The sequence below is a fragment of the Bradyrhizobium sp. Arg816 genome (assembly GCF_029989365.1).
Lineage (GTDB): Bacteria > Pseudomonadota > Alphaproteobacteria > Rhizobiales > Xanthobacteraceae > Bradyrhizobium.
On the sequence record NZ_JAPRAQ010000002.1, the window covers coordinates 538171 to 558602 of the forward strand.

Below are 20432 nucleotides of genomic sequence, written 5' to 3' on the forward strand. Positions count from 1 at the left end.
CCGTTCCTCCAGCCGCCTTGCCTCCGCTCCGCTGCCCTATCGCGGCCCCATTGCGGGATCAGCTTTTGAGGGTCTGTGCCTCGTGCCGGACCTCATTTGCAGACTTGCGATCGGGGGACCGAATGGCAGTCAACAAGATTACGGTTGATAAGATCACCTGGGACAGGGTTGGCCGGGTCACCGAGCCCGGACGCTATATGTACACCTTTGGCTGGCTGACGATTACGGCCGGCGACCTCGATATCTGGAAGCAATATCCGCAAGCCGCCTTCACGCTGCTCGCGCACCACGCCGAGCCGGACGAGGCCGTCGGCGAGGAATTCCGTCTCGGCGCCTTCGACATCGCCCCGGACGAACCGCCGCCGTTCACCACGCATTGAAGCGCGGGAAACACCGGCCCAATCGCCCTGCGGGCTGCGCCCCCGGCGCAGGCGACTGCGGGAACACATGGCATGCACGTTGCTTAATCAACGTCATGATACATATCCCCGCCGTCGACCAGGCCTTCCTGCTGCTGCTCATTGTCTTCTGCCTTGGCACGTGCCTCGTACGCGCCTTCTGGGAGCTGGAGCAGGTGCGCGCACGCTGGGTCGCTGCGCCGCCCCGTGGGCGCACAACGAAGCGTGACTAGGCCGGTTGGCCCGGCCGAGCGTCGTCCAGGCGGCAGCCACGCCGCCTCTGGACTCGCCGCTCAGCCACGTGCATCGTGAATCGAAGAAACCTGCGCAGTGCCTTGATCTGACTTACCAATCGCGATCCCGTGGCGGCCGCGGACCGCTGCCATCGATGACGATTGGTTCTGTCATGCGCTTGATTGCGCTCGTCTTCTACACGTTCGGCGCCGATCCCGATGAACGCTGGCTGTCGCGCCTGTTAAGTGACGCGACAGCGAATGCATGACACATGGTCGCATCGGTAGACGTAGATAAGCGGACCAAGGGAACCTATTTTCGGCGCCGATGTACCTGATTGAAGCTTTGCCCACCGTCATCGGAACTGCCGCCATCGCCCCGGCGCTGCTGATGCTGTGGCTCGTCATTGCGGCCGAGGAGCGCCCGGGACCGCCGGCCCAGGTCTGGACTGCGTTCCTGCTCGGCGCGGCCAGCATTTCGCTGCTCGGCCTTGCCCGCGCGCCCTTCGCCAAGATGGTTGCAGCCCCTGACAACCCCTGGGCGGCGCTCGCCATGCATTCGGTCTTCGGGGTCGCGCTGCCCGAGGAAGCCGTCAAGGTGATCGCCATCGTGCTGGTCTCCTCGACCAAGCGGCGGACCTTTGCGAACCCCATGGATACTGTGGTCTACGGCGCCGCGGTCGGCCTCGGCTTCGCCGCCTACGAGAACCTCGCCTACCTCGTCCAGCATGCCGAGATGTGGCGCTCGCTGGCAGCGCTGCGCAGCGTGCTGACCGTGCCGTTCCACGGCGCGCTCGGCATCATCGCCGGTGCCTACCTGACGATCGCACGCGCGGGCACGGCGCTGGGTGCGAACCGCCACCATCGCGACTGGGCCCGCCTGTCCAGCCGCCTGCTGATCTTCGCCGGCCCGCTCGCGCTGCATTCGGCCTTCGACTTCCCGCTGCTGACCCTGCAGCGGATGCCCGATCTCGATCCGACGCTGCGGATGTGGCTGGGCGGAGCGAGCCTGCTGATCGGCTTCAGCTCGATCGCCTTCGCCATCCGCCTGGTGCGGCGGGTCGCGCGCCATCACGCGCCGCGGACCGATATCGCGCGGGAGCGGCTCAGCCAGCTGCGCCGGATGTGGGCGCTGCTGCTCGCCGGCGGCGGCGTCGGCTTTCTCGGCCTCGCCTTCGTGCTGACCTCGATCCATCACTGGCTGATCAATCCCGAGCGTAATCTGACATTGGCCCTGATCCCGATCGGCTTCGTCTCGATCCTGCTCGGCCTCGCGCTCCTGATCGTCACGATCGCGATCTACGTTCTCGGCCGCAACCGCGTTCGCACCAGCGGCGAAGGTTTTTCGTCAGCGCACGGCGGCGGTTGAGCCACGGGATGGCAAGCTGAGTGTGTGCATACTAGATTGAGCACACAGCTTTCGATCTGGAGCCTGCCGATGACATCGCCTGAGGATTTTTCCCGGCTGCAATCCGCCATGAGCGAAACGGTCAAGGCGCATTGGAAGGCCTTCCTGTTCGAAGGCATCCTGCTTGCCGTTCTCGGTATCGCCGCGCTGATCCTGCCGCCGCTCGCAAGCCTTGCGATCGCGATCTTTCTCGGCTGGATGTTCCTGATCAGCGGCATCGGCGGACTGATCGTGACCTATTGGGCGCGCAGCACGCCGGGCTTCTGGTGGTCGCTGATCTCGGCCGCGCTGGCCGTGCTCGCCGGCATGCTCCTGCTGGCCCGGCCGATGCAGGCCGTGCTGACGCTGACCATCGTGCTCGGCGCCTACTTCCTCGCCGAGGGCGTCGCCACCATCATGTATGCGCTGGAGCACCGCCGCGAGCTGAACAGCCGATGGTCCTGGCTCCTGATCTCGGGCCTCGTCGACATCGCCATCGCGTTCATGGTGATCACGGGGCTGCCGAGCTCGGCGGAATGGGCGATCGGCATCCTCGTCGGTATCAATTTGCTGTTCGGCGGCGCCACCCTGATCGGCATGGCGCTGGCGGCACGCAATAGCAACAGTTGAGGCGCCTCGTGGCCCCTCGCGCCGATTGGGGGGTGACAACCCGCCAATCGCACGCTATATCAGCGGCCATGATCACCCTCGTCACCAGCTATTTTTGGTACTTTAGCTACGACAGCTCGCTGGCGGCAGGAGGATCGCGCTCAATCTGAATATTGAAGCAAACGTCCGAACAAGCCGCCAGACCTGGCGGCTTTTTTATTGCCGGCAGGTTCAACCAAACAGGAGCCTGCCGTGCTGAGCACGACCGACGATCTTCGTATCCGCGAACTGAAAGAGCTGAGCACGCCGGAAGAGGTGATGCGGGAAGTCCCGCGCACGCTCACCGCAACGCGTGTGGTGATGGCGGCGCGCAACGCCATCCATGCCATCCTCAACGGCCAGGACGACCGCCTGCTGGTCGTGGTCGGCCCCTGCTCGGTGCACGATCCCAAGGCCGCGCTCGAATATGCCGAGCGCCTCGCGAGCCTGCGCGAAGACCTTGCCGACCAGCTCGAGATCGTGATGCGGGTCTATTTCGAGAAGCCGCGCACCACCGTCGGCTGGAAGGGCCTGATCAACGATCCCGACCTGGACGGCAGCTTCGACATCAACAAGGGCCTGCGGCTGGCGCGCAATGTGCTGTCCGCGGTGAACAATCTCGGTCTGCCCGCCGGCGCAGAATTTCTGGACATGACGACGCCGCAATACATTGCGGACCTCGTGTCCTGGGCCGCGATCGGCGCGCGCACGACCGAGAGCCAGATCCATCGCGAGCTGGCTTCGGGGCTGTCGTGCCCGGTCGGGTTCAAGAACGGCACCGACGGCAATGTGCGCATTGCGGCGGACGCGGTGAAGTCGGCCTCGCATCCGCATCATTTCATGGCGGTGACCAAGCTCGGCCGCTCGGCGATCGCCTCGACCGCGGGCAACGAGGACTGCCACATCATCCTGCGCGGCGGCAGCAAGCCGAACTACGATGCGGCAAGCGTCGCGGCGGCCTGCAACGATCTGGCCAAATCCGGCGTCGCGCCGCTGGTGATGGTGGATGCGAGCCACGCCAATTCGAGCAAGAAGCCGGAAAACCAGCCGCTGGTCGTGGCCGACATCGCCGGCCAGATCTCGGGCGGCGAGAACCGCATCATGGGCGTGATGATCGAGAGCAATCTCGTTGCCGGCCGCCAGGACGTGGTGCCGGGCAAGCCGCTGAACTACGGGCAGAGCATCACGGACGGATGCATCGACTGGGCGACCACGGCAACCGCGCTCGAGCAGCTCGCTGACGCGGTCGAGATCCGGCGCAACACGCAGCGCGCGGGGCTGCACGAGCGCTCGGCGTAAGGCCAAAGCCAAAGCGGGCGGGGCGAGCTGTCGCGCCCTGCCCGCCGCTAGCCACAAGCTAACAGCCGCGGCAGATGCTCTTGATCTTCTTGTCGAGCGCCGCGTCTTCCTTGTTTACGGGATTATTCGGATCGCTCAGATTTTTCTCGTTCGGTACGTCGCCGGCGCGCGGCTGGCGATGCCCGATCGGCGCTTGCGGCACCGACCCGGACGTCGCGCCGCTGGATGTCGACCCCTTGGAGCCGCTGGGCTGTGCAACCGCCGCCCCGCCAAGCAAGACCACGAGCGACGCTGCCACCACCATGATCTTCTTCATGTCCGTTCCTCCGTTCTCAAACCCACGTTCTCTGCATCGCCGCTCATGTCTCGGGCGGATAGAGGTGAACGTCGCCGCAATAATCCACGATACGATAGCGCGTTTCCGTCTCCGCTTCACGCGTGTCAGCTGCGGTATTTTGCACCGCCAACACATAATTCGGCCCCACCGGGGATTTGCCGGCGCCGCCGGGAATGTCGATGACATAGTCGGGCTGACACAGTCCTGACACTCGTCCGCGCAACTGCCGCATCAAATCCTGCCCCTGGGCCAGCGTCGTTCGCAAATGCACGGTGCCCGGCGCGAGATCGCCGTGATGCAGATAGTAGGGCTTGATCCGGCATTCGACGAAAGCTCGCATCAAATCCGACAAGGTGGCAATGCTGTCGTTGACGCCGCGCAAAAGCACGGACTGGCTCACCATGGGAATCCCGGCATCGGCAAGCCGTGCGCAGGCCGCGCGCGCAGGCCCCGTCAACTCGCGCGCATGATTGGCATGCACCGCGACCCAGGTGGTCGCGCCCTCGACCTTCAACGCGGCCACCATCTCGTCGCTGATCCGCCCGGGATCGGCTACCGGCACGCGGGTGTGAAGGCGGATGATCTTGACGTGATCGATTGCCGCGAGCTCGGCCATGATCTCGCCCATCCGGCGCGGCGACAGCATCAAGGGGTCGCCGCCGGTCAGGATCACTTCCCAGATCTCGCTGTGCGAACGGATGTAGTCGATCGCCGCGCGATAGGCGCCGTCCGAGAGCGCGTTCTCCTTGCCGGGCCCGACCATCTCGCGGCGGAAGCAGAAGCGGCAATAGACCGCACAGACGTGAACGAGCTTGAACAGCACGCGGTCGGGATAGCGATGCACGATGCCCGGAACCGGCGAGTGCGGGTGATCGCCGATCGGATCGGCGCTCTCGCCTGGCTGCATCTCCAGCTCCGCGACGGTCGGAACGAATTGCCGCGCGATCGGATCGTCGGGATCGGACGTGTCGATCAGCTCGACCAGCGCCGGCGTGATCGCCACCGCATAGCGCGCGGCGACACGCTCGAGCGCGGGCAGCGCTTCGGCATGCGCAAGCTGCGCTGCCACAAGTTCGGCCGGCTCACGCAGGGTGCGTGCAAGGTTGGTCTTCGTCATGTTTCACTTAACGTTTCATTTGCAGGCGGAGTCCACACCACCTGATCGATCCGCGTTGCACCGCTCGCCAGCATCACCAGCCGGTCAAAGCCGAGCGCGACACCGCTCGCCTCCGGCATTTCGGCGACCGCGGCCAGAAAATCCTCGTCCAGCGGATAGGCCTCGCCATAGCGGCGCTGCTTCTCCGCCATCGATTCCGTGAAGCGCTTGCGCTGTTCCTCGGCGTCGGTCAACTCGCCAAAGCCGTTGGCGAGCTCGACGCCGCAGGCATAGACCTCGAACCGCTCGGCGACCCGCGGGTCATCGGCCTTCACGCGCGCCAACGCCGCCTCTGGAGATGGGTATTCGAACAGAATGGTCAAACGTCCCTGCCCCATATGCGGCTCGACATGCTCGACCAGGACCTTGCTAAAGATGTCGGACCAGGTGTCGTCCTCGGCGACGCGGACCTTGCCGCCGGCCGCCTGCGCGAGCGCGGCACGGTTACCCTCGCCGCCCGAAATTGTCGATAGCAGGTCGATCCCTGCGAACCGTTCGAAGGCGCCGGCGACCGTCACAAGCTCCGGCTCAGCGAAGGGATCCGCTGTCCGGCCGCGGAAGGAGAACGTCCCGATTCCGGTCGCCTCCGCGGCGCGGGCGATGACCACGACGGTGTCCGCCATGATGGCATCGTAGGGGGCCCGAGCCCGATACCATTCCAGCATGGTGAATTCGGGCAGATGCAGGTCACCGCGCTCGCGATCACGGAACACTCGTGCGAATTCGAAAATCCGCTCCTCGCCCGCCGCCAGCAGCTTCTTGCAGGCGAATTCCGGCGAGGTCCGTAAGTACCGGCTGGCGCGGCTGCCATCGGGCCGCATGATCTCGGTGCGGGGGGCGTGCAGATGGGTTTCGTTGCCCGGGGAGACCTGAAGGACCGAGGTTTCGACCTCGAGGAACCCCTGCTCGGCGAAAAAGCCCCTGAGAGACCCGGTAATGGCCCCCCTGGCCTGAAGGAACGGCCGCCGGTCGAGGTGCCGCCCGGGCGACCAGAACGGCGAAATCGGCTTGTCCCCAACCATCAACCGACCGCTCCCCGGCCCAGCAAAGTGCTGGCATCCAACGGCAAAATCAGTATGTTGCGCCCCGAAACGGGCGCTGCGGTCCGATTTGAGACCCCGAGTCCCCCCGAGATTTGACCACGTCCTGGCCCGAGCCGGGCCAAGCAAGCAGGAAATATAGCTTTGAGAGTCATCGCCAGTTCTATTCGCAAGGGCAACGTGATCGAGCAAGACGGCAAGCTCTATGTCGTCGTGAGCGCCGAGAACATCCATCCCGGCAAGGGCACGCCGGTCAGCCAGATCGAAATGCGCCGAATCTCGGACGGGGTAAAGATCTCCGAGCGCTACAAGACCACCGACCAGGTCGAGAAGGCCACGATCGAAGAGCGCAACTTCACCTTTCTCTATGAAGATGGTGACGGCTACCACTTCATGAACCCCGAGACCTACGACCAGGTCCAGGTTTCCAAGGACGTGGTTGGCGACTCGGCCGCCTATCTTCAGCCAGAGATGACCGTCAAGCTGTCGACCCACGACGTCAACGTGGTCTCGCTCGCGCTACCGCAGCGCGTGACGCTGGAAGTGGTCGAGACCGAGCCGGTGACCAAGGGTCAGACCGCTTCGTCCTCGTACAAGCCCGCGGTGCTCTCCAACGGCGTGCGGACCACCGTGCCGCCGCACATCGCGGTCGGCACCCGCATCGTCGTCATGACCGAAGACGGCTCCTACTCCGAGCGCGCCAAAGACTAAGCGAGGGATCAGAGCAGGTGCCGCCGGGGGGCGAGACAGTGGTTGGGAAGAGTTTCCGCTTCGTCTTGCTGCTTCTGGCGTCGCTGTCGCTCCTCCCTGCCACACCGCTCGCTGCGGATGAGATCCGCAGCCCTTCGCTCACGGCCCTGCGCGTCGATTGGCGCGCAGCGCTCGACCAGCTCCGCACCGAGGTCAACACCCGTCCCCAGATCGCGGGCGACTTCATCTTCGTACCCCGCCGTTCGGTGCCACGCTACGATCCGCGCGCGATGCCTGCGCTGGTGCAGCTCAACGCGGTCTCATCGCAATTCTTCACCGGTATCGCCCGCAGCTCCGTGCCCGTGCTGCTGCCGTTCGATGCTGCCGCATATCTCGAGGCGCAGCGCAACCGCGCGCCGGGGACACTCGCGCTCTCGCGCTACCAGGCCGATTTCAATCCCGTCGACATGTTCGATGCGGGCCCCTCAGGCTACAGTGCCAGCTTCTCGCTCGAACCCGGCGCCGGCGACGGCACGCCGAGCCGCGTCTACGCAAGGCCGGTCGAGGTGCAGATCACGGGCTCGGCACTCGTTTACGACGTCGCCGATCCCGCCGGCGGCAAGGGCGAGCAGGTCAAGCCGCTTGCGGCAACCTATCCGGACCTGCGCAGGTTCATCCGGGAAGGCTATGTGCGCTACGCCTTCACCCGCTTCGGCGTTGCCTATGTCGTCTCCATCCAGTGCCTGGACAGCATCGCAAAGCCGCGGAGGCTCGCCTGCAAGGAAGCCTATCCGGTTGCCGAGCGTTTCCTGAAAGGGCTGCGCATCGCCGGCGGCCAGCGCATGCGGCCGCTGACGGACATGGCCTCCAGCATCATCGATCGTCCTTCAGCGCGTTCGCCGGATTTCACCTACCGACCGAGCGGCGACATCATCCCGAACACCGGTTATCGCAACAAGGCCGGCCATCCGGATGTGATGGCCTATGCGCAGATCCGTTTTCCGCTCGAAAAGGCGCCCGCCTTCGTGCGTTCGCAATCCTACGGCAAGCGCGACAAGAGCGACGGCCCGACGGCCTATCCCTGGCGCGACAATTTCTGCGAGTCCCGCAGTTTCGAGGTCTGGCAGTGCGGCGGCGGTTATGGTCACCAGGGCGAGGACATCCGCGCCGCCGGGTGCCCACCGTCCGGCGAAGGCCGCGAACCCTGCGATCCCAAGCAGCGCGGCGTCGTCGCGGTGCGCGACGCCATCGTGATCCGCGGCGCCAGGGATCAGGCCGCGACGCTCGAGGTCAACAGCCGCACCGAGCATATCCGCTTCCGCTATATGCACATGAACCCGCAGGCGCTGACCGCCGACGGCATGCTCAACGGCCGCATCGTCACCGAAGGCGAGAAGATCGGCGTGGTCTCCAACTATCTCGACCATCCCGCCGGCACATCGATGCATCTGCATTTCGACGTGCAGGTCTTTACCCGCGACGGCTGGATCTGGGTCAGTCCTTACCTCACGCTGGTCTCGGCCTATGAACGCCTGATCCACGCCCGCGGCCGCGAAGTCGGCCCGGAGATCGCCGGCACGCCGCAGCCGGTGGCGCACGCGTTGCCGGAGGACGTGATCAAGCCGGACCTGCGGGAGGGATCGAGCGGCGAGGAGAATTGAGGGCGAGTTCGCTCATAGGGCCGCGACGGACTACTCCAACAGCGTCGTCAGCTGCGCGCCCTCGTCCGCCACGAACACCGCGATCAATTCCGCCGGCTCGGTCGCGCTGGCATTGGCCGAGACCAGATGCGTCGATCCCGGCGGCTCGAAGAAGGACTGGCCGACACCAAATGTCTCGACAGGACCGCCGCCAAGCTGGGAACGGATTTCACCCTTGGTGATGTAGGCGGTCACCGAACCCGCGTGACGATGCGGCCGCGAGAATCCGCCGGGACCGTAGAACACACGCACGATGGTGACGCGCTTGCCCGGGACGTTCGGCAGCGCGTAGGAGCCGATCGGCTCGACCTTGTCGAGCGGCGAACTCTCCGCCGCGGTCGCGCAAAGCGGCGCCAACGCGCCGGATATGGTGTCCATCGTCACCGGCAACGCCTTGCCGATCGCAAGCGCGCAGGCGAGCCCGCCGACGACGGCCAGCGCCATCGAGCGCGATGGCACCGGACGCTGCGCATGGGCCAAACTCATTGCAGTCATGACAACCTCCCCTTGTTTTCTCGTTGTTGCAATCAAGATGCCGCAGCGCTGGCTGCGACCGGCCGCTTCGCCGGCGTCCAGCGATACGCGGCGCCAAAGCGGTTCCAGACGTTGATCGAGGCGACCGCCGAGGTCAGGTACATCAGCTCGGTCTCGGAGAATTCGCCGGAAGCGTCCGCATAGACCTCTTCACTGACGCCATCGGGCAGGAAGGTCAGCGCCTCCGCCCAGGCCAGCGCGGCGCGCTCGCGCGCGGAAAAGACCGGCGCCTCGCGCCAGACCGCGACCAGATTGAGCTTGTCCACGGGCACACCGATCCGCTCCGACAACAGGACGTGGTGCTGCACGCAGAAGGCGCAGCCGTTGATCTGCGAGGCGCGCAGCTTGACCAGCTCGAGCAGCTGCTTGTCGAGGCCCGCCTTGGCCGCCACCTGGCCGAGCGCCAGCACAAGCTCATACGCATCGGGCGCGATCTTCTTGAAATCCTCGTATTCGCTGCGGGCGTGTGACATTGGCGTTCACCTCGTGTATTGTAAGACCACTTACATATTATAAGAGCTCTTACATGACGCGCAAGACCGCTGCCATCACGAAATCGAAGGCCTCGCGGAAGCCGACCGCGCCTGCCGAAATCGTTGCCGTTCGGGTGCCCGCGCCCGGAGAAGGCAAGCGCGGCGAGCAAGGTTATCTCGGCTATCTGCTGCGACAGGCCCACGCCGCGGTCCGCCTGACGATGGAACGGACGCTCGCCGACCTCGGCGTGACGTCGCCGCAATTTGCCGTGCTGACCATGCTGAACGCCTATCCGGGTCTCTCCGGCGCCGACGTCGCCCGGCTGACTTTCCTGACCCCGCAGACGGTCGGCGTGATCATTCGCAACCTCGCTCGCGACGGTGCGATCGTGATGACGCCTCATCCGGTCCACGGCCGGATCCAGCAATGGGCGCTGACGCAGCGGGGAACGACGCTGTTGAAGGCTTGCAGGGAGCGCGTGATCGCGCTGGAGAAGCGCCTTGCCGCAAATCTGGACGCCAAGGCAGAAGCCGCGATCCGGCGCTGGCTCGCCGGCATCGCCGCCGATTTGCAGGAGGATTAACCGGCCCTAGTCGCCGCCGCCTCCGTCACCACCGCAGCCGCCGTCGCCTCCATCGGTATCCGAGAAATCGCTGACGGCGCCGTCGCCCTGAATGCCACGACCGAAGTTCTCGGCGATGATCATCAGGATCACGACAAACAGCCCGGCGCCGAACGGCCAAGGATTTGTACGGATGATGTCCAACAGCTCCCGCATGCGCGCATTCTTACGCAGACGGAAGCAAACCGACCGTAAAGCGACAGGCTTAAAATTGTGGATATCCTGGCGAGCGCAGGGACGCTCAGCCGCCCTTCAACGCTTTCTTAACCTCGCCGTCGGGCCAGGCATCGCCCGCCGCGCTCACGCGCACGCGGCTCTGATCGGCAGCATTCACCAGCACATGCGAACTCGTCCGATCCCCGCTCGGCTCGATACGCAAATCGGTTTCGGGCTTCCAGCTCAACGTGGTCGCGAGATCGGCGGGATAGATCCGCCATCGCGATCCGTCGTCGAGTTCGACGACATGGCTTTCCGCATGTGCCCGTATCTTCATTCCACCCCGAATTCTCGATGAGCAGACTGCGTGCAGAAGGCGGGCCCCGGCGATCGGCCGGGGCCCAGCTCCGTCAGTCGTTGTCGTGATGAATCACGGTCTTGCTGCGATTGCCGAATTCATCTTCCTTCTTGATCACCGTGGTGCGGTCGGCTGGCTCGCGCTCCTTGATGACCGTGGTGCGATCGCGATCGCGGTCCCGCTCACGATATTCGTGGGACTGTCCGACCGTCACGCCGGCACCGACCGGGCCGACGTGAACGCCGACTTCATCGGCGAATGCAGGGGCGGCGATGGCCGTGACCATGGCGGCGGCAAACAGATATCTTTTCATCTTCATCCTCCAGTGTATGCGGAGGGAATGCGGGACTGCGACACTTTGTTCCGGCGGAACGCGGGCCCGAGCCTGTTCCCGGTGTTCCAGGAACCGGCCCACAGCAGCCGTGTTTCCCGCTAGAATGGGTCCATGAAACAAGCTGATTCCTCGGCCAATCACAGCCGCCGCGCCCTGCTTCGATCCACGCTCGGCGCAGCCGCATTCATCACATTCCCTACGCAGGTTCTCGCCGCGCCTCCGGGCTTCGACGAATGGCGCGAGGGTTTTCGTGCACGCGCCATGGCGAAGGGCATTTCGGCCGCGACCTGGCAGCGCGCGATGGCGCGGGTCGAGCCCGACATGAGCGTGTTCAAGCAGATGCGCAACCAGCCCGAATTCCACGAGCAGGTCTGGCAATACATCAACCGCCGCGTCTCGGACTGGCGCATCATCAACGGCAAGATCGCGCTGAAAAACAACGAGGCGCTGCTCGCGCGCATCGAGCGCGATTTCGGCGTCGAGCGCGGCACCCTGCTGGCGCTGTGGGGCGTGGAGTCGGCCTACGGCGATCCGCTAGTGCAACAAAACCACATGACGCCGGTATTCCCCTCGCTCGCCGCGCTCGCCTGGAACGAGCCGCGGCGAAAAGCCTATTGGGAGACCGAGCTGATCAACGCGCTGCGCATCGTCGACAAGGGCTGGAGCACGCCGGAGCAGATGCAGGGGTCCTGGGCCGGCGCGATGGGCCATTCGCAATGGATGCCGGAAGTCTGGCTCAATGTCGGCATCGACTATGACGGTGACGGCAAGGTGTCGCCGTTCGGCAAGCCCGACGATGCACTGGGTTCAACGGCAAAGTATCTGGTCAATCGCGGCAAGTGGCGCCGTGGCGAGCATTGGGGCTACGAGGTCCGCGCGTCCGGAGAGGCGAGCGGCAACCGCACCTACGCGGCGTGGGCATCGGCTGGCGTCACCCGCGCCGACGGCCAGCCGTTTCCGCAACCGAATGCATCCGCGCAGATGTGGACGCCGGTTGCGGGTGGGCCGACGTTCCTGCTGGGACCGAATTTCTATTCGGTGAAGAGCTACAATCCCTCGATGAACTATGCGCTCGCAATCTGCCATCTCGGCGACCGCTGCCTCGGCGCGCCGCCCTTCATCCAGCCCTTCCCCGGCTCAGAGCGCGCGCTGACGCTCGCCGAGGTGCAGGAAATGCAGACGCGGCTCACCAAGGCCGGGTTCGACACCGGCGGCACCGACGGCCGTGTCGGCAACGACACCATGAAGGCGATCAAGGATTTCCAGCAGCGCGCGGGGATCACGCCCGCCGATGGCTATGGCGGGCTGAAGGTGCTGGCGAAGTTGCGGCAGGGGTCGTAGGCCGCGAGCCCGTAGCCCGGATGAAGCGCAGCGTAATCCGGGAGCGCCGCATCCGTGGTTGACGGCCCCGGATTGCGCTTCGCTCCATCCGGGCTACGGCAACAACCCTAGTGCCGGTACTGCGGCTCTTCCGCGTCAAGCTGCCTCCGAACCGCAGCGAGATGCAATCGCGCGGATTCGGAATCGCCGTCGCGCATCTGCCTGTAGGTTTCCGCCGCGATCGCGGGATCGACCGGCAGCACCTTTCGTCCCGTCGACATCGCCAGCACCTGCACCTCGGCGGCGCGCTCGAGATAATAGAGATCGTCCCAGGCCTCCGCGATGGTCGGCGCCAGCACCATCACGCCATGATGCTTCATGAAGACGATGTCGGCATCGCCGACGGCGGATGCGATCCGCGCGCCTTCGCGGTTGTCGAGGGCAAGGCCGTTGTAATCGCGATCCACCGCGGTGCGGCCGTAGAATTTCAGCGCGGTCTGGCCGGCCCAGATCAGGGGATCACCCTCGGTCATCGACAACGCCGTGGCGTAGGGCATGTGGGTGTGGAAGGCGACCCTCGCGCGCGGCAGGCGCTTGTGCATCTCGGCGTGGATGTAGAACGCGGTTGCCTCGGGTGCGCCATCGCCGTCGAGCACGTTGCCGTGGAAATCGCAGATCAGGAGCTTTGACGCCGTCAGCTCGCGGAAGGCGTAGCCGTATGGATTGACCAGGAAGAGATCGTCATGGCCGGGCACCACGGCCGAGAAATGGTTGCAGATGCCCTCCTCAAAACCATTGCGCGCGGCCATGCGGAAGCAGGCTGCGAGGTCCTCGCGCGCGGTGCGGATCGCGTCGGTGGCGAGATCAGGCCGGTTCGAGCGGAACGGCGCAGGTGCGGATGAGGAAGACTGAAGGCTGTGCGCCATGGCGAAGGAAACCTCTTTCGGCCGGAAGAGGCCCGCGTTGTACAGGGCCGACGCCTCTGCGTCAGCCCCTGCGGGCGCCACCCTGCCCTTCGCGTCTTGCGCGGCGGCTTATTGCCGCCGCGGCACGCCGCCGGCGTTCATGCCGCCGTCGATCACGAGCTCGCTGCCGGTGACGTAACGCGAGGCATCGGAGGCCAGATACAGCACGCCGGAGGCGATCTCCGCGGCCTGCCCGGCACGGGCGAGCGGCGTGACAAGCCGGGCGCGCTCCTCGGGATCGATCGGCGCGTTCTGGCCGGCACCAGCTGCACCGGTCGGGATCTTGCCCCAGATCGGCGTGTCGATGATGCCGGGATGAACGGAGTTGACGCGGATGCCGTCGCCGGCGGCCGCGCACTCCATCGCGATCGACTTTGCGAACAGCCGCACGCCGCCCTTGGTCAGCGAATAGGCCGAGAGGCCCGGCGAGCCGCGCAGGCCTGCAAGCGACGACATCATCACGATCGAGCCGCCGCCGGTCTTGCGCATCGGCGGCAGGCAATGCTTCACCGACAGAAACACGCCGTCGAGATTGATGGCGTTCTGCTTGTGCCAGTCAGCGAGCGTCATATCGACGATCGAGGGCACGGCAATGCCGATGCCGGCATTGGAGACCATGATGTCGAGCCGGCCGTAGCGCTTGGCGATCTCGGCGACGATCTCGATCCAGCGCTCCTCGCTGGTGACGTCCTGCTCCAGGAAGATCGCCTTGCCGCCGGCTTTTGTCACGCGCTTGGCGAGTTCGGGCCCGCGCAGTTCGTCGATGTCGGTGATGACGACGGTAGCGCCCTCGCGCGCGAACAGCTCGACGATGGCCTCGCCAATGCCGGAGGCGCCGCCTGTGACCAACGCGACCTTGCCCTCAACCTGCCCTGCCATATTCACTCCCTTTCTTTTTTGTTGTTTAGGGCCGTTATCTAATCACGGATGGCCCCTGGTCCGGTAGCGCGACGTCGACGACGCGGAATTGCACGCGCTCGGCGCCCTGATACCGGTCGACCGACAACGATCCCGCGACATGCAATTGCTGACCGCGATTGGCAAGAAGCGCATTGCCAAGCTTCTGGCCGACCGAGCGGAATGCGATGCCGTTGACGATCGAGCCGTCGCCCGACTTGAAGCGCAGCCTCAAATGCGCCTGTCCGACCTCATCGGCATAGACGAGCTGATGCGATGGCAGCGCCAGCACGACTTCCGGGTTGCCACTGCCGAACGGACCGGCGCGGTTGAGCGTGGTCGCAAGCTCCGTTGTCACGGCGCGCGCGGACACCGCGCCGTCGACATAGAGCTCGTTGACATGGCGCGCCTCGGCAACGTCCCGCGCCAGCGCATTTTCGAGATAGGCGCGGAATTCGGCGAGCTTCTCCTTCCGCAGCGTCACGCCCGCGGCCATCGCGTGGCCGCCGCCCTTCAGCAAGATGCCGTCAGTCACCGCCTGCCGCACAGCCTTGCCGAGATCGACGCCGGCGATGGAGCGGCCCGAGCCGGTGCCGATGCCGCCGGGCTCCAGTGCAATCGCAAAGGCCGGCCGCGAAAACTTCTCCTTCAGGCGGGACGCGACGAGGCCGACCACGCCGGGATGCCAGCCTTCGGAGGCCGTGACGATGACGCCAATCTTGTCCTCGAGCCCGATCGAGGCCAGCGCCTCGGCTTCGGCCTGGGCTTCGGCCGCCTGCTCGATGACGCGGCGCTCGCTGTTGAGGCGATCGAGCTCGGCCGCAATCCGCGCCGCCTCGACGCTGTCGCCTTCGAGCAAGAGCCGCACGCCAAGATCGGCGCGGCCGATGCGGCCGCCGGCATTGACGCGCGGCCCCAGCATGAAGCCGAGATGCCAGGCCTCCGGCGGGCCGTTGAGCCGCGCCACGTCCATCAGCGCGGTGTGGCCGACATGGTCGCGCCGCCGCATCGCGATCAGGCCTTTTGCGACGAAAGCACGATTGAGCCCGATCAGCGGCGCGACATCCGCAACCGTGCCGAGCGCGACGTGATGCAGCATGCCGAGCAGATCGGGCTCGGGCATCTCGCTCGTCCAGAAGCCGCGCTGGCGCAGCTCGCGGTTGACGGCGACCAGCGTCACCAGCACGAGGCCGACGGCGGCGAGATGGCCAAGGCCCGAGAGATCGTCGAGCCGGTTCGGATTGACCAGCGCATCGACCTCCGGCAGCTCCGTGCCGGCCTGGTGATGATCGATCACGACGACGGACATGCCGAGGCGCTTGGCTTCCGCGAGCGGCTCGATGCTGGTGGTACCGCAATCGACCGTGACGAGCAGCGTGGCGCCCTTCGCGGCCAGCGCGCGGATCGCTTCCGTGTTCGGGCCGTAGCCTTCGAAAATTCGGTCGGGAATATGGATCAGCGGATCGAGCCCGCAATGGCGCAGATGCCAGGCCAGCAGCGCCGCCGAGGTGGCGCCGTCGACGTCGTAATCGCCGAAGATCGCAACCTTCTCGCCGCGCCCCGCTGCGTCCGCGATCCGCTTCGCGGCGGCCTCCATCTCGGTCACAGTGTACGGGTCCGGCAACAGCTTGCGGATGGTCGGATCCAGGAAGTCGCTGACGCCATCGATGTCGATGCCGCGGCCCGCCAGCACCCGCGCCAGCAACTCCGGCAGCTGGTGCCGCTGCACGATGGCGAGCGCCTTGGCCGCTCCGCGCGCATCCAGCCGGTCGAGCCAGAGCTTGTCGGTGAGTGAGCGCGCGACGCCCAGAAACGCCTGGGGCACTTCGACGGGCAAGGCGGTTGCGGGCGGCGTCATGAGTCGAGACTGGCTTGAGGAACCCGGGATTCGGACTGGGCGTTGCGGCGATCGGCCGGCAATGACGATTGACCTGGAATCCCCCGGGATTTGCAATGTCCGCCGCGCACAAAGCGGTGGATTGCCGCTTTGCTGCGCGGACTGACTATCATTTGGGCATTCCGTGGAACAGCAAATTAAGCAGGCGTTAGGCGGAATCTTCGAAAAAGACTCGTATTCGATCTGTAATTTGTTGTTCCGGGTTCGTTGCAGATCTGGCCTCATTGCCAAGGGAAGTCCCCGATGTCTGCTGCGCTGGGTCTGAAAGCCAAGCCGATCGCCTCCGAACCCGCAGATGATGATTCCGACATCTCCGCGCTGATCAATCGCCTCACCGCGGAGGTCAACCAGATCGCGGTCGACAAGACCAAGGCGATCCAGCAGATCACCAACCAGATGAAAATGCTGGCGCTCAACGCGCTGATCGAGAGCTCGCGCGCCGGCGCGCAGGGCGCGGGCTTCGCTGTGGTGGCGCAGGAGGTGCGCGGCGTCGGCCAGCAGGTCGAAACCATCGCGCGCGAGCTCGAGAGCCAGCTGACGAAGCGCACCGGCGATCTCGTCGCCTCGATCGACCGCATGAGCCAGCGCTCGCGCGGCGAGCGCATGGTCGACCTGTCGCTCAACGCCATCGAGCTGATCGATCGCAATCTCTATGAACGCACCTGCGACGTGCGCTGGTGGGCAACCGACTCCGCCGTGGTCGATTGCGCGGCCTCGCCGAGCGCCGTAGCCGTCTCCCATGCCTCGCAGCGCCTCGGCGTGATCCTCGGCGCCTACACCGTCTATCTCGACCTCTGGCTCTGCGATCTCGACGGCAATGTCATCGCCAACGGCCGCTCCGACCGCTTTCGCGTCGTCGGCCAGAACGTCGCCCACACAAAGTGGTTTCGCGAGGCGCGAACCTTGCGCTCCGGCGACGACTATGTCGCCGGTGACGTCGAGAACCAGCCGCTGCTCGGCAATGCGCAGGTCGCGACCTATTGTGCCAGCGTCCGCGCCGGCGGCCAGGCCAACGGCGCGCCGATCGGCGTGCTCGCCATCCATTTCGACTGGGAGGCACAGGCCCGCGCCATCGTGCAGGGCGTGCGCGTCGGCGACAGCGACAAGGCGCGCGTGTTGCTGGTCGACTCCAATCTGCGTGTCATCGCGGCTTCCGACGGCCAGGGAATTTTGAGCGAGCGCATCTCGATCTCGCTTAACGGCCAGCGCTCCGGATTCTATCACGACCGCACGGGCGCGCTGGTCGCGTTCCATGCGACCCCAGGCTACGAGACTTATCGCGGCCTCGGCTGGTACGGCGTGATCGTCTGCGGAGCATGACGACATCATCGCGTGATCTGTGAGCGGGGCAGCGTGACCGTCGAATGATGGTCGTGCCGTGATGCGGAGCGACTTGCGGCCTATCCGAGATAACCAGACACGCCGTCCCACAACAGCTTCAACGCCGTCACGGCCAGCAAGCCATGGCACGCCCGGTAGATCTGCCGCTGGTCCAGCTTTCCGTGCAGCCGCCAGCCGAGCCAGACGCCGCTGGGAATGGCAAGGAGGCACGCCGCCATCACGATCCAGACGTTGCCCGCCGGCCGCACCAGCAACAGCCAAGGTACCGCCTTGATCGCGTTGCCGACGGTGAAGAACAGGCTCGTCGTTCCCGCGTAGACCTCCTTGCTGAGGCCAAGCGGCAGGAGGTACATCGCCAGCGGCGGTCCGCCGGAATGCGCTACCATGGTCGTGACACCCGAGGCAAGACCGGCAGCAACCGCCTTCGGCGAGGAGCGCGGACGAATTACCACCTTCGGATCACGCACGAGCCATATGCCAACGAAGCTCAACGTCACGACTGCCATCACGATCGCGACGGCGCGATGGTCCAATACACGGAACAAGAGGTAGCCGAGGGCAATGCCGATCACGAGCCCGGGCAACAGCAGCACCAGGTCCGGCTTCGACCATGTCGAGGGCTTCCAGTAGCGCAGCGCGAACAGGTCCATGGCGATGAAGAGCGGCGCGAGCAGGCCGCCCGCCGTGACCGGATCCATCACGCACGACAGCAACGGAATGCCGACGATGGAGAAGCCGCCGCCGAATGCGCCCTTCATGAAGCAGATCAGGAAGACGCCGGAAAAGGCGATGATCACCGTGGCGACCGTCAAATCCATCTGCGCATCTCCATGATCGTCACGCTCGCGCCTCGGCGCCGCGTCACGTCGAAACATCGCGGGCGAGACTCGGCTCAGGTAGTCCTGACGTCGTCATCGGTTGCTGGTGGGCCGGCGTCGGTCGACGTCGCTTGCGAGGTTCGAGGCGGCTCGGCCTTCCGCTGGAAAAAGAGGCCGGGCAGCACTGAAGGCAGGCCAAAGGTCATTCCGAGGAATGCCAGAAACACATCAAGATAATTCATGCTCATTCTGTTGCTCCGCTTTGTCGAGCGCGACCACCTCTCGGTGCATTTGAGGGTCGGTGCGGCGCAATATGAACCGGTACATATCTCAGTACACTAAGAACATTGATCTCGGTGCAATTTAGCCGCCTCCGCACGAGCAGAGCAGATGCAGCAAACTTTTGCGTTGGGCTTCGATCCGACCGCGGCAGGCGCGGCGTCCCCCCGTCGCAACGAGTCTCTGAAGCATTTTCCGGCAAAGCAGGCCGGTTACAGGCAAGAGCTCGCCGCATTGCTCGGCTAAGCTGCGCTTCGCATCACGTTGGGCGACGTGACGTGATCGGTTCACGGACCTGGATCACTCACGCTCGTCACATGCCGAGGAGACATGCCATGAAGATCGTCGTGATCGGCGGGACCGGATTGATCGGATCCAAGCTCGTGACGAAGTTGAACCAACACGGCCACGAGGCCGTTGCAGCCTCGCCGAAATCAGGCGTGAACGCCGTGACCGGGGAAGGCCTCGCAGCAGCGCTGGCTGGCGCGGATGTTGTCGTCGACGTCGCCAACGCGCCGTCCTGGGAGCCCGCCGCCGTGCTCGATTTCTTCCAGCGCTCGAGCACAAACCTCATCGCGGCAGAGGCGGCAGCAGCCGTGAATCATCACGTGGCGCTGTCGATCGTGGGGACCGAACGGTCGCCCGACAACGGCTATTTTCGGGCCAAGCTCGCCCAGGAGACCATCATCAAATCGTCTTCCGTCCCCTACTCCATCGTTCGTGCCACCCAGTTCTTCGAATTCCTCGGCGCCATCGCCGATACGGCTGTGGTCGAAGGAAAGATCGTCGTCCCGTCCGCACTGTTTCAGCCGATCGCCGCCGAAGACGTAGCTGATCGCCTCGCGGAGGTCGCCATGGGCCGGCCGCTCAACGGCACCATCGATATCGCAGGACCCGAGAAGGCCCCCTTCAATGAATTCATTGCGCGGCGCCTGAAGGCGTCCGGCGACGCCCGACCGGTGGTGGGAGACCCGAAGGCACCGTACTACGGCGCCCCCATCGACGACACATCGCTGAACCCGCTCGGCGAGGCGCGGCTTGGAAAAACGTCGCTCGCAACATGGCTCGCAAGGCTCTGAGGGTCCGCCGGACCTTCCATCACGACAACCACTGCAATGAAGGAAATCCCATGCGCAGATTGCTGATCGCAACGGCGGTTTATGCCGCATCAGTCCTGACGGGCCATGCGGCCGAACCGGCACCTCTGGCCAAAGTGACGGTCGTGTTCGACCAGGCGCTGCCGAACGTCCCAGGCAAGAGCATGAAGGGCGTGCTGGTCGAGTATGGTCCCGGCGGCTCCTCGCCGGCCCACATGCATCCGCGCTCCGCATTCATCTATGCGACCATCCTGGAAGGAGCGATCCGCAGTCAGGTCAATGACGACCCCGCCAAGGTCTATCGCAAAGGAGAGAATTTCTTCGAAAAGCCCGGCGACCGTCACGCCATAAGTGCGAATGCCAGCGATACCGAACCTGCGAAGCTGCTGGCCGTCTTCGTCGTGGATTCAGCAGACAAGGAGCTGGTCACGCCGATCACGAAGTAGCACTGG

Annotated in this window: 25 protein-coding genes; 12 read left to right on the forward strand and 13 right to left on the reverse strand. The window is 65.1% G+C overall.

From position 1 onward, the window contains the following. Window positions 1–122: 122 nt before the first annotated feature. From OWC48_RS07610 to OWC48_RS07630, 5 genes are all read left to right on the forward strand, one after another. Window positions 123–380 (forward strand): hypothetical protein, encoded by a 258-nt coding sequence (locus tag OWC48_RS07610; RefSeq protein ID WP_282519404.1) that lies wholly within the window; start codon window positions 123–125, stop codon window positions 378–380. Window positions 381–636: 256 nt separating this feature from the next. Continuing rightward, complete coding sequence (locus OWC48_RS07615) at window positions 637–900, forward strand: hypothetical protein (RefSeq protein WP_282519405.1); 264 nt, start codon at window positions 637–639, stop codon at window positions 898–900. Window positions 901–959: 59 nt separating this feature from the next. Beyond that, window positions 960–2000 carry a PrsW family glutamic-type intramembrane protease gene (locus OWC48_RS07620; protein ID WP_282519406.1) on the forward strand — a complete coding sequence of 347 codons (1041 nt, stop codon included), beginning with the start codon at window positions 960–962 and terminating at the stop codon, window positions 1998–2000. A 69-nt stretch (window positions 2001–2069) separates the two neighbouring features. Next, window positions 2070–2648, forward strand: a complete 579-nt coding sequence (locus OWC48_RS07625) for an HdeD family acid-resistance protein (protein WP_282519407.1) — start codon at window positions 2070–2072, stop codon at window positions 2646–2648. A gap of 231 nt (window positions 2649–2879) precedes the next feature. After that, window positions 2880–3965, forward strand: coding sequence for a 3-deoxy-7-phosphoheptulonate synthase (locus tag OWC48_RS07630; RefSeq protein WP_282519408.1), 1086 nt, complete (start codon window positions 2880–2882; stop codon window positions 3963–3965). A 58-nt stretch (window positions 3966–4023) separates the two neighbouring features. Here OWC48_RS07630 and OWC48_RS07635 read toward each other — a convergent pair whose 3' ends face one another. Genes OWC48_RS07635 through epmA form a run of 3 tightly spaced genes read right to left on the reverse strand, consistent with a single transcriptional unit; the run spans window position 4024 to window position 6480 of the window. Beyond that, window positions 4024–4281, reverse strand: a complete 258-nt coding sequence (locus OWC48_RS07635; RefSeq protein WP_282519409.1) for a hypothetical protein — start codon at window positions 4279–4281, stop codon at window positions 4024–4026. A gap of 43 nt (window positions 4282–4324) precedes the next feature. Next, on the reverse strand, window positions 4325–5419 hold the full coding sequence (locus OWC48_RS07640) for a lysine-2,3-aminomutase-like protein (protein ID WP_282519410.1): 1095 nt from the start codon (window positions 5417–5419) through the stop codon (window positions 4325–4327). Further along, on the reverse strand, window positions 5416–6480 hold the full coding sequence (gene epmA, locus OWC48_RS07645) for an EF-P lysine aminoacylase EpmA (protein WP_282519411.1): 1065 nt from the start codon (window positions 6478–6480) through the stop codon (window positions 5416–5418). Before epmA ends, OWC48_RS07640 begins: the two co-directional genes overlap by 4 nt. A 162-nt stretch (window positions 6481–6642) precedes the next feature. On the opposite strand from epmA, the gene efp reads away from it, so the two are divergent. Both efp and OWC48_RS07655 read left to right on the forward strand, forming a co-directional pair. Continuing rightward, window positions 6643–7209: an elongation factor P gene (efp, locus tag OWC48_RS07650; RefSeq protein ID WP_282519412.1), complete on the forward strand. Its 567-nt coding sequence runs from the start codon at window positions 6643–6645 to the stop codon at window positions 7207–7209. A gap of 17 nt (window positions 7210–7226) precedes the next feature. After that, window positions 7227–8849: a M23 family peptidase gene (locus OWC48_RS07655; RefSeq protein WP_282519413.1), complete on the forward strand. Its 1623-nt coding sequence runs from the start codon at window positions 7227–7229 to the stop codon at window positions 8847–8849. A gap of 30 nt (window positions 8850–8879) precedes the next feature. Here OWC48_RS07655 and OWC48_RS07660 read toward each other — a convergent pair whose 3' ends face one another. Together OWC48_RS07660 and OWC48_RS07665 are read right to left on the reverse strand one after the other, a co-directional pair. After that, window positions 8880–9383: a cupin domain-containing protein gene (locus OWC48_RS07660; protein ID WP_282519414.1), complete on the reverse strand. Its 504-nt coding sequence runs from the start codon at window positions 9381–9383 to the stop codon at window positions 8880–8882. A 32-nt stretch (window positions 9384–9415) separates the two neighbouring features. Beyond that, window positions 9416–9895 (reverse strand): carboxymuconolactone decarboxylase family protein, encoded by a 480-nt coding sequence (locus OWC48_RS07665; RefSeq protein ID WP_282519415.1) that lies wholly within the window; start codon window positions 9893–9895, stop codon window positions 9416–9418. A gap of 53 nt (window positions 9896–9948) precedes the next feature. Here OWC48_RS07665 and OWC48_RS07670 point away from each other — a divergent pair, with 53 nt between their 5' ends. Then, a complete protein-coding gene (locus OWC48_RS07670; RefSeq protein WP_282519416.1) occupies window positions 9949–10479 on the forward strand; it encodes a MarR family winged helix-turn-helix transcriptional regulator in 531 nt (176 codons plus the stop codon). 6 nt (window positions 10480–10485) lie between these two features. Here the strand turns inward: OWC48_RS07670 and OWC48_RS07675 are convergent, their stop codons facing one another. The 3 genes from OWC48_RS07675 to OWC48_RS07685 form a co-directional block, all read right to left on the reverse strand. After that, complete coding sequence (locus OWC48_RS07675) at window positions 10486–10674, reverse strand: hypothetical protein (protein ID WP_282519417.1); 189 nt, start codon at window positions 10672–10674, stop codon at window positions 10486–10488. Between the two features lie 85 nt (window positions 10675–10759). Further along, window positions 10760–11011: a hypothetical protein gene (locus OWC48_RS07680; protein WP_282519418.1), complete on the reverse strand. Its 252-nt coding sequence runs from the start codon at window positions 11009–11011 to the stop codon at window positions 10760–10762. A gap of 73 nt (window positions 11012–11084) precedes the next feature. Next, window positions 11085–11345, reverse strand: coding sequence for a hypothetical protein (locus tag OWC48_RS07685; RefSeq protein ID WP_254138445.1), 261 nt, complete (start codon window positions 11343–11345; stop codon window positions 11085–11087). A 132-nt stretch (window positions 11346–11477) separates the two neighbouring features. Between OWC48_RS07685 and OWC48_RS07690 the strand changes: the two genes are divergently transcribed. After that, entirely contained in the window at window positions 11478–12707 is a 1230-nt protein-coding gene (locus OWC48_RS07690; RefSeq protein WP_282519419.1) for a lytic murein transglycosylase, read from the forward strand. 107 nt (window positions 12708–12814) lie between these two features. Here the strand turns inward: OWC48_RS07690 and OWC48_RS07695 are convergent, their stop codons facing one another. The 3 genes from OWC48_RS07695 to recJ all read right to left on the reverse strand — a co-directional run bounded on the left by OWC48_RS07695 (window position 12815) and on the right by recJ (window position 16406). Further along, a complete protein-coding gene (locus OWC48_RS07695; RefSeq protein ID WP_282519420.1) occupies window positions 12815–13612 on the reverse strand; it encodes an aldolase in 798 nt (265 codons plus the stop codon). A gap of 108 nt (window positions 13613–13720) precedes the next feature. Beyond that, complete coding sequence (locus OWC48_RS07700; protein ID WP_282519421.1) at window positions 13721–14530, reverse strand: SDR family NAD(P)-dependent oxidoreductase; 810 nt, start codon at window positions 14528–14530, stop codon at window positions 13721–13723. A gap of 34 nt (window positions 14531–14564) precedes the next feature. Continuing rightward, entirely contained in the window at window positions 14565–16406 is a 1842-nt protein-coding gene (gene recJ, locus OWC48_RS07705; RefSeq protein ID WP_282519422.1) for a single-stranded-DNA-specific exonuclease RecJ, read from the reverse strand. Window positions 16407–16688: 282 nt separating this feature from the next. On the opposite strand from recJ, the gene OWC48_RS07710 reads away from it, so the two are divergent. Further along, window positions 16689–17765, forward strand: coding sequence for a methyl-accepting chemotaxis protein (locus tag OWC48_RS07710; protein ID WP_282519423.1), 1077 nt, complete (start codon window positions 16689–16691; stop codon window positions 17763–17765). 80 nt (window positions 17766–17845) lie between these two features. Here the strand turns inward: OWC48_RS07710 and OWC48_RS07715 are convergent, their stop codons facing one another. After that, a complete protein-coding gene (locus OWC48_RS07715; RefSeq protein WP_282519424.1) occupies window positions 17846–18604 on the reverse strand; it encodes a sulfite exporter TauE/SafE family protein in 759 nt (252 codons plus the stop codon). A 74-nt stretch (window positions 18605–18678) separates the two neighbouring features. Beyond that, complete coding sequence (locus OWC48_RS07720; RefSeq protein ID WP_282519425.1) at window positions 18679–18852, reverse strand: hypothetical protein; 174 nt, start codon at window positions 18850–18852, stop codon at window positions 18679–18681. Window positions 18853–19218: 366 nt separating this feature from the next. Here OWC48_RS07720 and OWC48_RS07725 point away from each other — a divergent pair, with 366 nt between their 5' ends. Both OWC48_RS07725 and OWC48_RS07730 read left to right on the forward strand, forming a co-directional pair. Then, window positions 19219–19962 (forward strand): SDR family oxidoreductase, encoded by a 744-nt coding sequence (locus OWC48_RS07725; RefSeq protein WP_282519426.1) that lies wholly within the window; start codon window positions 19219–19221, stop codon window positions 19960–19962. A gap of 50 nt (window positions 19963–20012) precedes the next feature. After that, window positions 20013–20426, forward strand: a complete 414-nt coding sequence (locus OWC48_RS07730) for a cupin domain-containing protein (RefSeq protein ID WP_282519427.1) — start codon at window positions 20013–20015, stop codon at window positions 20424–20426. Window positions 20427–20432: the final 6 nt, after the last annotated feature.